The sequence below is a fragment of the Microbacterium neimengense genome (assembly GCF_054782995.1).
Map to the genome: position 1 here is coordinate 51313 of NZ_BAAGRK010000002.1, position 14093 is coordinate 65405.

Annotated in this window: 7 protein-coding genes; 4 read left to right on the top strand and 3 right to left on the bottom strand. The window is 71.3% G+C overall.

Annotation, left to right across the window (positions count from 1 at the left end):
* Positions 1-160: 160 nt before the first annotated feature.
* Both ACYVJS_RS01735 and ACYVJS_RS01740 read left to right on the top strand, forming a co-directional pair.
* Complete coding sequence (locus ACYVJS_RS01735; protein ID WP_460737184.1) at positions 161-7024, top strand: SdrD B-like domain-containing protein; 6864 nt, start codon at positions 161-163, stop codon at positions 7022-7024.
* Positions 7025-7231: 207 nt separating this feature from the next.
* Positions 7232-9778 carry a LuxR C-terminal-related transcriptional regulator gene (locus ACYVJS_RS01740; RefSeq protein ID WP_460737186.1) on the top strand — a complete coding sequence of 849 codons (2547 nt, stop codon included), beginning with the start codon at positions 7232-7234 and terminating at the stop codon, positions 9776-9778.
* Here ACYVJS_RS01740 and ACYVJS_RS01745 read toward each other — a convergent pair.
* The 3 genes from ACYVJS_RS01745 to ACYVJS_RS01755 form a co-directional block, all read right to left on the bottom strand.
* Entirely contained in the window at positions 9714-11024 is a 1311-nt protein-coding gene (locus ACYVJS_RS01745; protein ID WP_460737188.1) for an MFS transporter, read from the bottom strand. The two genes, ACYVJS_RS01740 and ACYVJS_RS01745, sit on opposite strands and share 65 nt — an antisense overlap.
* Before the next feature lie 70 nt (positions 11025-11094).
* Positions 11095-12327 (bottom strand): MFS transporter, encoded by a 1233-nt coding sequence (locus ACYVJS_RS01750; RefSeq protein ID WP_460737190.1) that lies wholly within the window; start codon positions 12325-12327, stop codon positions 11095-11097.
* The gene (locus ACYVJS_RS01755; protein ID WP_460737192.1) at positions 12324-12902 is read right to left on the bottom strand and encodes an ArsR/SmtB family transcription factor; all 579 of its coding nucleotides are present in this window, start codon (positions 12900-12902) and stop codon (positions 12324-12326) included. Before ACYVJS_RS01755 ends, ACYVJS_RS01750 begins: the two co-directional genes overlap by 4 nt.
* A gap of 238 nt (positions 12903-13140) precedes the next feature.
* Here ACYVJS_RS01755 and rplM point away from each other — a divergent pair, with 238 nt between their 5' ends.
* Positions 13141-13587, top strand: coding sequence for a 50S ribosomal protein L13 (gene rplM / locus ACYVJS_RS01760; protein WP_243226823.1), 447 nt, complete (start codon positions 13141-13143; stop codon positions 13585-13587).
* A gap of 26 nt (positions 13588-13613) precedes the next feature.
* Positions 13614-14087 carry a 30S ribosomal protein S9 gene (gene rpsI / locus ACYVJS_RS01765; protein ID WP_460737194.1) on the top strand — a complete coding sequence of 158 codons (474 nt, stop codon included), beginning with the start codon at positions 13614-13616 and terminating at the stop codon, positions 14085-14087.
* Positions 14088-14093 lie beyond the last annotated feature (6 nt).

Genomic DNA, 14093 nt, shown 5'->3' on the forward strand with positions numbered 1-14093 from the left:
ACGTCACGGTGTCAGGCGAGGGTGAAACGGCGGGTGAAATATCCCTTTGTCGCGGCTCGGCGCGGGGCGCGGACGAGAGCCTGAACTGTCCTCCCTGCCCGACGGAGGACCACTCGCCCTGTTCTCGCGCGCTCGCCCGAGACTCTGCCGGAGGATCGTCATGCCCATTGCCCCTGCCCGCCCCAGACATGCCCGCCGGCGCCTGCTCGGCGCGGCGATGGCGTGGACGCTCGCCCTGACCGGCGCAGGTCTCGCTGCCGCGGCACCCGCATCCGCCGCGCCCGAGGACGAGGTGCGCGGCACCGTCTTCCGCGACTTCAACGGCAACGGCTTCTTCGACACGGGCAACGCGGCAGGAACCGGTCAGGCCAACGACCGTGGCCTCGCGGGCGTCACCGTCACGGTCGTCGACGGCGCCGGCACTCTGCTGGGGACGACGACCTCCGCTGCCGACGGCACCTACGCGATCGACGCCTCGGATGCACTGAGCTCCGACGTGCGCGTCGAGTTCTCCGACTGGCCCACGGCGTACGAGCCGAGCGGCACGAGCGCCGCGGGTTCTAACGGAACGAGCGTGCAGTTCGCGAAGGTCGGCCAGTCCGGTATCGACTTCGCCCTCAACCAGCCTGCCGACTACTCCCAGGCGCAAGCACCGATCGTCACCTCCATCCAGCGGGCGGGCGCCCCGACGGCGGCGCAGGGCGGCTCGCCGGCGGCGATCAACGGAGCGGCGATCACGGCACTGCCGTACGAGGCGAGCTACCGGGGCGCGCAGCCGTCCGGGTTCGCGAACCTGACCACGCTCGCCACGTTCGGCGAGGTCGGTGCCGTCTCGAGCGTGGTCTATCAGGCTCAGTCCAACAGCGTCTTCGCCTTCGCGACGTACAAGCGCCAGAGCGGACTCGGATCGCTCGGCATCGGCGGTGTCTACCGGGTCAGCGACGTGCTCGGCTCCGACGGCAAGCCCTCCGCTGCCGGCTCTGTCACGCCGTGGCTCGATCTGACCGACCTGGGGATCGATCTCGGCACGGCCGCGACGAACGCCTCCCGTGGGCTCACCTCGGGGACGACGGCGACCCACGACGTGGACGGTTTCGAGAAGGCCGGCAAGATCGGCGTCGGCGGCGTCACCCTCTCCGCCGACGGGTCGACCCTGTTCTTCATCAACCTCCACGACAAGAAGCTGTACTCGATCGACGTCTCCGACCCCTCCGTCACGCCGACCGGCTACACGTCCTGGGATCTGGGGCTCGGCGACGGCCAGCGTCCCTGGGCCGTCACGGTGCACAACGGCTCGATCTACGTCGGCTACGTCGACTCCGGTGAGACCGCAGCCGGCCCGCGACCGGGGCTCTCCGCCGCCGCCGCAGACATGTCGCTGCACGTGCTCTCCACGCCCGTCAATGCACCCGGCGCGTGGACCGAGGTGCTCTCCTCTTCGCTCGGTTACGCCAAGGGCGACGTCGCGCTCGGCGCGCTCAGCACCCAGGCCAAGCGCTGGAACAGCTGGACCGACACATGGACGTGGTCGGGCGGCTCGGTCAGCGAGACCAACGGCGGCTGGCACATCTACCCCCAGCCCATCCTGTCGAGCCTGTACTTCGACGACGAGGGCTACCTCAACCTCGGGCTGCTCGATCGCACGGCGGTCCAGGGCGGTAACCGCAACTGGGGCACCGTCAGCACCGGCTCCTACGAGACCGCATCCGGCGGTGACCTGCTGATCGCCGCTCCCAACGGCGCGGGCTTCGTCATGGAGAACAACGGTGTCGTGGGCACCCGCACCGCCGCCGTGGGCGCGACGCCCGAAGGGCCCGGCGGGCGCGAGTTCTACGACGACCGCCAGAACCTCGGCAGCGGAACCTATCACCGGGAGAACACCCTCGGTTCGGTCATCGGCATGCGGGGCACGGGTGAGGTCGTCGCGACGACCTATGACCCGCTCGGCGGCATCCGATTGGGCGGTCTGCAGTGGTTCAACCAGAACAACGGCCGCTCGCTCTCCGGCTATGAGCAGACGGCCGACGGCGGCGGCTCGCCCTCGGCCGACGGGACGTTCCAGAAAGGCGGCGGCCTCGGTGCCGTCGCGCTGGTCGCACGGGAGGCGCCGGTCGAGATCGGCAACCGCGTGTGGTTCGACGCCGACCAGGACGGCATCCAGGATGCCGATGAGCCTTCGATCGCGGGTGTGACGGTCGAACTGCGGGACAGCACCGGAACTGTGGTCGCCACCAAGGTGACCGACGAGAACGGCGAGTACTACTTCCGCTCCGACGCCGACGGCTTCGCGACCTCCGGCTCCTACACGGTGACGTTCGTGAAGCCCGCCTCGGGCACCATGGACCTGCGCGGACCCAACGCGACGAGCTTCGGTGCCGTGCGCTGGCAGGACGCGTCGTTCACGAAGACCGCCCAGGGCGGTGACCGGGCGATCGACTCCAACGCCGACGCATCCGGCCAAGCCTCGGTGACGATCGCAGGAGCCGGCTTCAACGACCACACGATCGACGCCGGATTCGTCGCGAACGTGCCGTTCACGGTCGAGAAGGACATCGACGCCTCGGGCGGTGCTGCCATCGACGGACAGGAGTTCACGATCGATCTCGCCGCACGCGACTTCCGCGGCGGATCCCTCTCGCCCCCGCTCACTCAGAACAGCGTGACCCTTGAAGCGGGTGAGGTCTCGGGCACGTTCACCGTGCCCGTCGGAACCCGCATCAAGCTCTCCGAGAGCGACGCCAAGGTCAAGTCCTACGTGGTGACCGGGGCCGGCGCGGCGGATGCCGACGGCTACCGTGCGCTCACGGGCACCGGGACGACCCTCGCGCTCGTCGTGACGAACACCCTGTTCGCGCCGGGAACGATCACGGTGACCAAGCAGGTCACGGGCGACTTCACGCTGGCCTCGGACCAGCTCGAGGACGCCGTCTTCACGGTCGCCTACTCCTCGGCCGCCGGCAGCGGAACGCTCGAGCTGAAGAGTGCAGCCTGGAAGGCGACGAGCCTTCCGCTGCCCTACGGCACGGTGGTGACACTGAGCGAGCCCACCATCACGGGCGCCGACCCGAGCGTCTCCTTCGCGACGCCCGTGTGGAGCTCCGGCGACAACGGCGACGGCACGGCCACCGTGACCGTCGGTGACGGCACCGACACCGCACTCACGCTCACCAACCCCTCGACACTGCTGACCGGTACGTTCTCGGTCACGAAGGACGTCACGGGGCCCGGACAATCGCGGGTGCCCGCGGCGACGGCGTTCGTCGCGCAATACTCCACCGACGGCGGCACGACCTGGATCGACCTCGCCGAGGTCACCGACGGCGAGACCGTCACGGGACCCGCGGCGCTGCCCACCGGATCGACGGTTCTGGTGCGCGAGAAGACACCGCCGACCCTGCCCGACGTGGCCTGGGGCGCGGTCGCCTTCTCCGGAACGGGTGTCGTGGACAACGGCGACGGCACCGCGACGGTGACCATCGGCAACGGCACGACCGTGCAGGTGACCATGCAGAACCCGACCACGCCGCTCAACGGCCAGTTCTCGGTGACGAAGGACGTGACGGGACCGGGTGCGACGCTCCTCGACCCCGACACCACGTTCGACATCGACTACACGTGGTCGGGCGGCGACGGAACTCTCACGGTGCGCAACGGTGAGACGGCCACCTCGCCGGCCCTGCCGACCGGGACCGTCGTGACCGTGACCGAGGTCGCGCCGACGACCGGACTGCCCTCGGGCGCCGCCTGGGGCACGCCCACGCTGACGATCGGCGGCGCCCCCGCTGCGAACGGGGCCACCCTCACGATCGGCGACGCCACGACGATCGCCGTCGGGGTCACCAACCCCACCACCGTCGCGCCCTCCGTCGAGATCCGCAAGGGTGACGGCGACCGGGCGACCGGCGCCATCGCCCACGAAGCCGACAGCGTCACGGACGGCCAGGTGTACAGCCCCGACGAGTCGCGCAGCGTCGTCTTCCGCGTCGTCAACACCGGTCCGGAGCCGCTGCGCAAGGTGGCACTCACCGACGCCACGGTCGCCGGAGGCGCCGTGACACAGCTGAGCTTCGCCTTCCCCGACGGATCGACGACGGCGGCGGACTACGACGCCGCCTCGGGAGTCTGGACGGCTGAGTGGGCGAACACGTTCGCGCCGGGAACCACCGAGTGGGCCGTCGGCGATGTGATCGTCGGAACGGCCGTGCTCACGCCCGGCGTCGGCGACGGCGCGCACCAGGACGTCGCCACGGTCTCGGCCGAGGGCGCGCTCTCCGGCCAGCCGGTCGACGACGAGAACGGGTACAACGCCTTCACGGGCGCGATCCAGGTGATCAAGTACGACGGCAACCTGCCCGACCCCGCTGTCAAGGACGCGACCGGCGAGTGGATCGTGCCCGGGAAGCCGCTGCTCTCGCCGGCGCAGGACGCGAACACCGAGGACACCGCGGTGACCTACCCGGTGCTCACGCCGCAGAAGGTGCGGTGGGTCGTGACCAACACGGGCGACACCTGGCTGACCGACCTCTCGCTGGTCGATCTCACCCAGAACGGCCCCGCCGTGGGCGACGACTGGACGGCGGATCTGTCCGGCGTCGGGGGCCCTGCGGACTATTCGTTCACGAAGGACGGCAACTGGCAGGGGCTCCTCGCGCCCGGCGCCTCGTTCTTCGCCGAGGGCACGCTGACGCTGCCGGCGTCGACCACGCACGCCGACCAGGTCACTGTCGTGGGTACCGTCGTGGTGCCGGCGACGGATGCGGACGGCACGCCGATCGATGAGCCCGCCACCTCCGGCGGCAGCCCGGTCACGGCGAAGCGCGATGACGGCACCCCCTTCACCGTGACCGACGAGGACCCGTTCCACGCCGAGACCGGTGTCGGTCCCATCGTCGACATCCAGAAGGGTGACGGATCGGGGACGACCATCGCCCACGAGGCCGACACGATGACCGACGGCGAGGCCTACACGCCCGGCGAGACGCGCACGATCGTGTTCCGTTCCACCAACACCGGCGACGAGCCGCTCGTCGAGGTGGAGCTCGGGGATGTCACCATCGCCGGCGGCGCCGTGGTCTCGATGAGCTGGACCCTGCCCGACGGCACGCCGCTGCCTGCGACGCAGGATCCCGCCACCGGTGCCTGGTCGGCGTCGTGGGCAGGGCCGTGGCAGCCCGGTGACGTGATCACCGGTACGGCGTCGCTCACCCTCGGCACGGCCTCAGAGGCCCATGTCGACCGTGCGAGCGTCGACGCGGTCGGTCAGCTCTCCGGCATCCCGGTCGCGGACTCGAACGACTACAACGCCTTCACGGGTGCCATCCAGGTGATCAAGTACGACGGCAACAAGCCCGACCCTGCCATCACCGACGACTCGGGGGCGTGGATCACTCCCGCCAAGCCGCTCGCGGATGCTGCGCAGGATGCGAACGACGCCGACCACGCCGTCGAGTATCCCGTCGGTGTGGCCGAGCCGGTGCGCTGGGTGGTCACCAACGCCGGGATGACGTGGATGACCGACATCACGTTGACGGACACGACGGATGCGGGGCCCGCGATCGGTGCCGACTGGACGGCCGATCTGTCGGCCTTCGGCGGCCCGGCCGACTACTCCTTCGCCGAGAGCGGACCGTGGCGCGGACTGCTGCCGCCCGGTGCGTCGTTCTTCGCGCAGGGAACGCTGACGCTGCCGGCCGAGCAGTCGCACGCGGACACGGTCGACATCGCCGGCACTGTCGTGGTGCCGGCGGTCGGAACCGACGGCGTGACCCCGAACGGTCAGCCGCTGACCGTGAACGGCGATGCCGTGCGCGCGACCGTGCCCGATGCGTCCGACCCGACCCAGCGCGTACCGTTCGTGCTGACCGACGACGACCCCTTCCACGCGCGTACCGGTGTCGGCCCCTACGTCGACATCGAGAAGGGCGACGGCGAGGGTACGACGATCGCGAACGACGCCGACACCATGGCCGACGGCCAGAACTACGAGAACGGCGAGACCCGCACGATCGTGCTGACGGTGACCAACACCGGTGACGAGGACCTGCATCGCGTCGTGCTGCATGACGAGAACCTCTCGGGTGCAGCCATCCGGTCGCTCGTGTGGACGCTGCCCGACGGTTCGACACTGCCGGCCACGCAGCAGGACTCCGTCTGGAGCGCGCGCTGGGAGCAGACGTTCTCCGGCGACGCCGTGTGGCGTCCGGGCGAGGTCATCACCGGATCCGCGACCCTCACGCTCGACGGGGGAGAGCCCCACGTCGACCGCGCGGTCGTCGAGGCTGAGGGCATCGCCAGCGGCATCCCGGTGACCGATCGCGACGACTACAACGCGTTCACGTCCGGCATCCAGGTGATCAAGTACGACGGCGACAAGGCCGACCCCGCGGTGACGGACGCCTCGGGCGCCTGGGTCGTTCCCACGAAGCCGCTCGTCGAGGCGGCCCAGGACGCCAACGACCGCGACCATGCCGTGAAGTACGAGGCGGGCAGCGTGCACAAGGTGCGCTGGGTCGTCACGAACACCGGCTCGACGTGGCTCACGGCGATCGACCTGACAGACGCCACCGCGAACGGGCCCGACGTGGAGCGCTGGAATGCCGACCTGTCGGCGTTCGGGGGACCTGCGGCGTACGACTTCGTCGCCAGCGGAACCTGGCACGGAATGATCCCGCCCGGTGCGTCCTTCTTCGCGGAGGGCACGCTGCGCCTCGGCGAGGGCATCAGCCATGCAGACACGGTCAGCGTCGGCGGCACCCCCGTCGTGCCGGCCACCGACAGCGACGGTGTGCCCACCGGGCAGCCGCAGGTCGACGGTTCGGGCACGCCCGTCCCGGTGACCGACGCGTCGGGAGCACCCGTGCGACTCACCGACAGCGACCCCTTCCACGCGTATGCGCCGGGAGCGCTGGCGGTCACCGGAATGACCCTGTCGATCACCGGAGCGGTGCTGGGTGCGCTCCTGCTGATGACGATCGGTCTGATGGCGTTGCTCGTGGCTCGTAGGCGGCGCACCGCCCGAGCCTGACCCGGTCGCCACCCCGCCCCGCGCGGGGTGGCGACGCCGAGCCGACATGTCACACCCGGTGAGTGAACGCCCGCCCCTGTCCGCTGACGCGGACGGGGGCGTCGGCGTGTGTTCGTCGCCCGCATCCGCCCTGCGCGCCCGCGTCGCCGTAGGGTGGAGCTGGAGGCGGGATGTCCGATACCCGGAACCGTCGCCGGAGACGACCCGATGAGCCTGTCCGCTGTGCCGCGTGCCGGCGTCGGCGTCCTTGCGCGATCCCGCCTGGCGGCCGTGCTCGATGACGCGGCGCCGCTGGTCGTCCTGCACGCCCCCATGGGCTATGGCAAGACCGTCGCGATGGCGCAGTGGGCGCGCAGCACCGGAAGCCGCGGCGTCTGGATGCGGGTGCGCGACGGCGGCGGGGAACCGCGCCCCTTCGTGCAGCAGCTCGCCGCGCAGCTCGCGGATGCGGGTCTGCTCGATGAGGGCAATCCGCTGCGCACCGCGGCGGAGACCCTCGCCGTCGACGACGACCCGTGGGGGCTGCTCGCCCGAGGACTCCGGCGTCAGCCGGGCCCCCTCGCGGTCGCCCTCGACGACGGCGACCGGCTCTCCGAGGCCACCGTGCGGGGCCTGCTCGAGGTCCTTGCCGACGTCCCCGAGCTCCTCGTGCGCGTGACGGTCCGTCGTGCGTCCCTCTTCACGGAACCGAGCCTCGCGGTCCTCGTCGACGCGGTCACGGTGGGCAGAGAGCAGCTCGCGCTCACCGCATCCGAGGCGCTCGAACTGGCCGGCGACCCCGCGGCCGCGGACCAGATCGTCGCGGCCGGCGGCGTGCCCGCCCTCGCCCGCATGGTCACGCTCGGCGACGTCGGCGCCTCGACGGGTGCGAGCGTGGAGCAGGCCGCCCGATCCCTGCTGCGACTGCGCGGCGGGAACTGGGACGACGCGTTCGTGAGGTTCCTCGAGACGGTGGCCATCGCCGACGCACTCGATGTCCGTCTGGCCGAGGCGATCTCGGGTCGATCCGATGCGCTGCGGTTCCTCGAGACGGCGGAGGCCGAGGGGCTCGGCTCCTGGGAGGCGCCGGGCGAGCGCGACTCGTCCGCCGTCTTCGTCTTCTCCCCCTTCCTGCGCCTCGCCGCGGAGGAGAGTCTGCGCCGCGAGCGCTCGCGGCCCGAGGTGCGCGAGATCATCCGCCGCGTGGCCCGCTGGGAACTCGAGCGGGGTCTGGCGTTCTCGGCGTTGCGGCGCGCCGCGGAGATCGACGACGCCCCCCTCGTCGACGAGGTCCTTCGCCGACACTGGAACGAGCTGCTCACCTACCGCGGTCGTCTGATGGAGCTGTTCGCCCATGTGCCGCTCCTGTCGCTGCGCACCCGGCCGCTCGTCGCCATGGTGCTCGCGATCGTCGCGAACGCCAGCGGCACCCAGCGGCTGCGCGCCCTCGAGTACTTCGGCCTCGCCGTCTACGGCGCCAGGATGCAGCGCGCCACCGCGTCCCCCGCCGACCGCGTGCTGCTGCGCGCGATCGAGACCACCTCCTACCGCGTCTCCGGTCGCTCCGGAGCGCTGGCCGCGGCGCGCGACGGCTACCGCGCACTGCAGGAGATGGATGCCGCCGAGCGCGATGGGCTCGGCCGCAACGAGCCGACCGTCTACAACCAGATCGGCACCTCGCTGTTCTACGGCGGACTCACGGCGGAAGCGCTCGACTGCTTCCGCCGCTCGACGGCGGTCAGTGACACGAAAGGTCTGTTCGCGGGTCTGCAGGGGCTCGCCCTCACGGCGGGCACGCTCGCCGTCGCGGGCGAGGTCGAGGAGGCGCGCGAGACCATCGAGGAGGCGCTCTCACGCACCTGGCCCGAGCGCTGGATCGACGGCTACCCGGGGAGCTTCCTTCAGCTCGCACGCGGCTTCTCGGCGCTCGAGGAGGGCGACCCGTATGCGGCGGACGCCGCCATCCGCCTTCTCGATCCGCATCGTGCGACGATCGAGCACTGGCCGCTGCTGACGCACGTCGACGTTCTCATCGCCCTCGCGCGCGGGCGGGTCGGCGCGGCCCATGCCCTCCTGGCCAATGCGTTGCGCACACAGCAGGCGCGCCACGCGACGAGCGAGCTGACTCTGAGCCGGCTGCGCCACACGCGCGCGCTCGTGCTGCTCGCGGCGGGAGATGCTGCCGGGGCCGAGCGGGCCGTGACGAAGGAGAAGGACCCCGTGCGGCGTGGGGTGAGCCTCGGGCGCATCGCGCTGGCCGCCGGCGACGTGGAGGGCGCCGTGCGCCTGCTGCAGGCGTCGGCGGGCATGGCCGCATCCCCGCGTATCGAGACCGAGCACCTCGCCCTCACCGTGGGCGCACTCGCTCTGGCGGGCGGCGACACGGACGCGACCAGGCGGATGCTGGAGCGCCTGACCGCGGTACTCGATCAGCGCGGTCTGCGGGTGCCGCTGGACATGGTGCCGACCAACGCGCTCGAGGCGATGGCCGAGATCGCGGTCGATCCGCACGCCCAGGAGCTGATCGCACGCGCGCAGCGGATCGGCATGATCCCGGCCACTCGTCGGCGTGTGCAGCTGACTCCTCGCGAGATCGCGGTGGCCGACGAACTGACCCGCAGCGAGTCGGTGGCCGAGATCGCGGCCGCACTGGTCGTCTCCCCGAACACCGTGAAGTCGCAGCTGCGCAGTCTCTACCGCAAGCTCGGTGTCAGCTCGCGCGCCGATGCCCTTCGTGCTCTCGCGGCGCTGGATCTTCTGGGCTCGCAGCAGTGAGCGGACGGCGGGCGTAGGGAGCGACGAGCCGCAGCAGCACGAGCGCGAGGACCGCCACCGCCGCGGCGGTCGCGTACAGCGCGACGTAGTCGCCGCCGCGGCCACCGAGCGGGTCGTCGCCCGTGGCCAGGAGCGCTGCGGCCGCGAGGGGACCGACGACCTGCGGGATCGTCTCCGTCGCGTTCAGGACCCCGAGGTAGGCGCCCGTGCGTTCGGCGGGGATCGTGCGCAGTGCGAGCGCTAAGTCGACCGCGAAGAAGGTGCCCATGGCGAGCCCGCCCACGAGCGCACTCGTCCACAGCTGGATCGGCTCCGCGGCGAACGCGCGCAGCAGAGCGGCCGCGATGAGCCCGACGATGGCGGCCGAGAGGAACGGCCGATAATCTCCGCGGCGACCGGCGAGCAGCCCCATCGTGACGGCGGCCACGACGATGGCGCCGCCGCCGAGCACGGTGGACAGCGAGGTCACGCTCGTGGCCGATGCCTGATCGCGCAGCATGCGGTCCATCACGAAGTAGAGGGTGAAGGCGGTGGTGAGCGAGAACGCCGACTGCAGCAGGAGCCGCTGCACCCAGACGACGGCGAAGCCGGGGGCGATGGCGAAGCGCGATGCCCGCATCGGACGCGCCTGCGCGTCGGCGCTGCCGACGACGGCATCCGGGACGAACAGGACGCACAGGACGACAGCGATGACCGCAGCGGCGGGCATGATCGCCGACGCGAGCACCAGCTGGGTCGGCAGGGTCGCGGCGATGACCAGCGGGGGGACCGTGCCGAGGAAGGCTGCAGCCGCGAAGATCCCGGACGCGCCCGCTCTCCAACGCTCCTGGACCGTGTCGGCGAGCTGGGCGGCCGCGGTGGCCAGCACGGCGTTGTAGCACACCTGCATCCCGACCCAGGCGAGCACGAGGGTGACCAGGTCGTTCGCGCTCAGCAGCCACCACGTCGCCAGCGGACCGGTGACCGCGCCCGCCAGCATCCAGGGACGCCGTCTGCCCCACCGGGCACGCGTGCGGTCCGAGAGGAACCCGACGAGCGGGTTCGCCGCGATCGCGGCGACGGCGCCCGCGGCGATGACCACTGCGAGCGTGCCGGCGCGCTCGGCGGCGGGCACGAGCGCGGCCACCCGCACCGGCAGACCGACGACCGCGGGTGCGGTCAGGGCTCCGAGGGCGGCGAGGTTGACGGCGGCGAGAAAGGGGACGGTGCGCAACCCGCGGGCGGGGGCGACGGCGTCGGATATCACAGCCTCACGTTACGGAATGCCCTCGGCCGCGGACCGCATCGGACCGATCTGTGGACGGATGGTCCACGACTCACGCGGGGTCCGCAGCACGCTCCGCCCGCCAGGCGGGCAGGTAGCAGAGTGCGCCGAACACGCTGAAGCCGCCCGCCACGGCGAAGGCGGCGCCGGTGCCGGTGTGCTCCGCCAGTGCGGTCATGACGAGCAGACCCGCGCTGTACACGCCGCCGGAGACCATCGAATTCGCGGAGAGCACGCTGGCGCGCGTGCTCGTGTCGGCCTGCCGGTGCAGCAGCGTGTTGTGCATGGGGCCGGCGGCGCCGTGCGACAGGTATGCGGCACCGTAGGCGGCGAGCAGGCCCACGGGGCCGGCGACGAGACCCATGACCACGACGAACGCCCCGTTCAGGATGCGGGCGAGCGCCGCCGTGACCGCCACGCCCCACCGTCTGGCCGCGCGCCCCGCGAGGAGGGAGCCGAGCGCGAAGAGTCCCCAGGCGGCGGCGGATGCGGGGCCGAACAGTGCGCCTGCCGCATCCTCGCCGCCGGCGAGCTCCGCCAGCCGCACCGGCGTGAGCGTCTCGAACGCGACCATGGCGACGGCCCAGAAGACCTCCACCGCCAGCAGCGCCCGCAGGATCGGGGAACGGCGGATCAGACGCAGTGCGCCACGCAACCCCGACGAGCCGGTTGCGAGAGCGTGCATCCCTCGGCGCGGGCGTGCGGGCTCGACGACCAGGATCGCCGTGATCACGACGCCCACCGCGGACAGCGTCAGGCTCACGAGGAACGGCAGGACCAGCGCCGAGGTGTCCGCCAGCGGTGCCCACGCCACGAGCAGGCCGCCCCCGAGCGCTCCCGCCGCGATCGAGACGCCGAGCACGGTGGCGGCGCGGGCGAGCCCCTGCTCCACGGGGGCGGCGGGGTCGTCGGCGTGGGCCGCGTCGACGTACCAGGCTTCGAGCGGGCCGGAGTCGAGCGTGCGGAACACGCCCTGCAGGAGCATCGCGACGGCGAACGCGGCGACATCCTGTGCGAGCACGAACAGCATGGTCGACGCGAGACCGATCAGGGCCGCGACCAGCAGCACGGGACGGCGCCCCAGAGCGTCCGCCAGCCCACCTGTGGGCAACTCCAGCACGAGCGCGACGATCCCCTGCACCGACAGGATGGCGCCGACCTCGACGAGGCTGAGCCCCCGCTCCAGCGGCAGGAGCGCGGTGAGTCCGAAAGTGACGCCGACCGGCAGCCAGCGCAACGCGGTCAGCCAGAGCAGGCGGCGCTCGGCGGCGGCAGCGGTGATCACGCCTCGTCCAGATCGAGGGGCCTCGCGAAGGCACTGACGTGGATGCGGCGTGCGCGCGGGTCTGCCGCGCCCGCATCGCGGTAGCGCGCCATGAGCTCGGCGAGCTCGGCGGAGAAGGCGGCGGTCTGCTCGGGCGTCACGGTCAGGAATCCGTCGGACAGGCCCAGGACGTCGACCCATTCCGCGGGCCAGTGTTCGGCCGCATCCAGCCAGCGCTCGGCGCCCGCCGCGAACTGGCGCACGTAGTCGCGACTCAGCCACGCCAGTGCCGTGCGGGCGTCCTCGTCGCCGGCGAAGTCGGAATCGACCCACGAGTGGCGCTCGCTCGCCGCACGCCACTCGCGCCGCCGTCCCTCGCCCTCGCCGGTGTCGGTCACGAGCCCCACGTCGCCGAGGGCGCGCAGGTGGTAACTCGTCGCACCCGAGTTCGTGCCGAGCGCGGCGGCGAGCTCGGTCGCGGTCGCCGGGCCGTGGGTGCGCAGGCGGCTGAGGATGCGCGAGCGCAGCGGGTGGGCGAGTGCGCGCACGGCCCGGCTGTCGAGGCGGATGGTGCTGTCGCGGCGGGGCTCTTCCATGCCGCGACTATAGTCATGCACAGTTTCTATGCACAAGTTCTATGCATCGTGATGGCAGTCGGGCTCGGGAAGCGGATGCGGGGTGAGGGGCCCCGGCGTGCTAGGCTTCTCGTTTGGTGCCGCATCCCTGCTGGTCGGTGCCACGAACGTGAGCCCTCCACTGGCGTCTTCTCTCGCGAGAAGCACCCCGGAGCGGGATTCACGAACCTCTCCGTTCGATCAAGAAAGCAGCACTAACGTGACGCGCACTTTCACCCCCAAGGCTGGCGAGATCCAGCGCGAGTGGCTGGTCATCGACGCGACCGACGTCGTCCTCGGACGCCTCGCCTCGCACGCGGCCACCCTTCTCCGCGGCAAGCACAAGCCCACCTTCGCCAACCATGTCGACACCGGTGACTTCGTCATCGTCATCAACGCCGACAAGGTGGCCCTCACCGGGCAGAAGCTCGAGCAGAAGAAGGCGTACCGCCACTCCGGTTACCCGGGCGGCCTCAAGTCGGTCACCTACTCGGAGCTGCTCGAGAAGAACCCCGTCCGCGCAGTGGAGAAGGCCGTCCGCGGCATGCTCCCCAAGAACAGCCTGGGTCGCCAGCAGCTCTCGAAGCTGAAGGTCTACCGCGGTGCGGAGCACCCGCACGCCGCGCAGCAGCCCACGGCTTACGCCTTCGACCAGGTCGCCCAGTAAGCGCCGCTCAGACTAAGGACACTCTCGTGGCGAACATCGAAGAAACCACCAACTACTCGACCGAGACCCCGGCCGACCTCGAGGCTGCGGCCATCGAGCGTCCCGTGCTCTCCGTCCCCGGCGCCGCCGTCGGTCGTCGCAAGCAGGCCATCGCCCGCGTGCGCATCGTCCCCGGCACCGGCAAGATCACGATCAACGGCCGCACGTTCGAGGACTACTTCCCGAACAAGCTGCACCAGCAGCTCGTGACCGACCCCTTCACGATCCTCAACCTCACCGACGCGTACGACGTGATCGCCCGCATCCACGGTGGTGGCCCGTCGGGTCAGGCCGGTGCGCTGCGTCTGGGCATCGCCCGCTCGCTCAACGGCATCGACGAGGAGAACAACCGCCCGACCCTCAAGAAGGCCGGCTTCCTCTCGCGCGACGCTCGCGTGAAGGAGCGCAAGAAGGCTGGTCTCAAGAAGGCCCGCAAGGCTCCTCAGTACTCGAAGCGCTGACACGCC

What these genes read in the sequence shown, in the direction of transcription:
- ACYVJS_RS01735 (WP_460737184.1), top strand. Translation starts at nt 161, where the DNA reads ATGCCCATTGCCCCTGCCCGCCCCAGACATGCCCGCCGGCGCCTGCTC.
- ACYVJS_RS01740 (WP_460737186.1), top strand. Translation starts at nt 7,232, where the DNA reads ATGAGCCTGTCCGCTGTGCCGCGTGCCGGCGTCGGCGTCCTTGCGCGA.
- ACYVJS_RS01755 (WP_460737192.1), bottom strand. Translation starts at nt 12,902, where the DNA reads ATGGAAGAGCCCCGCCGCGACAGCACCATCCGCCTCGACAGCCGGGCC.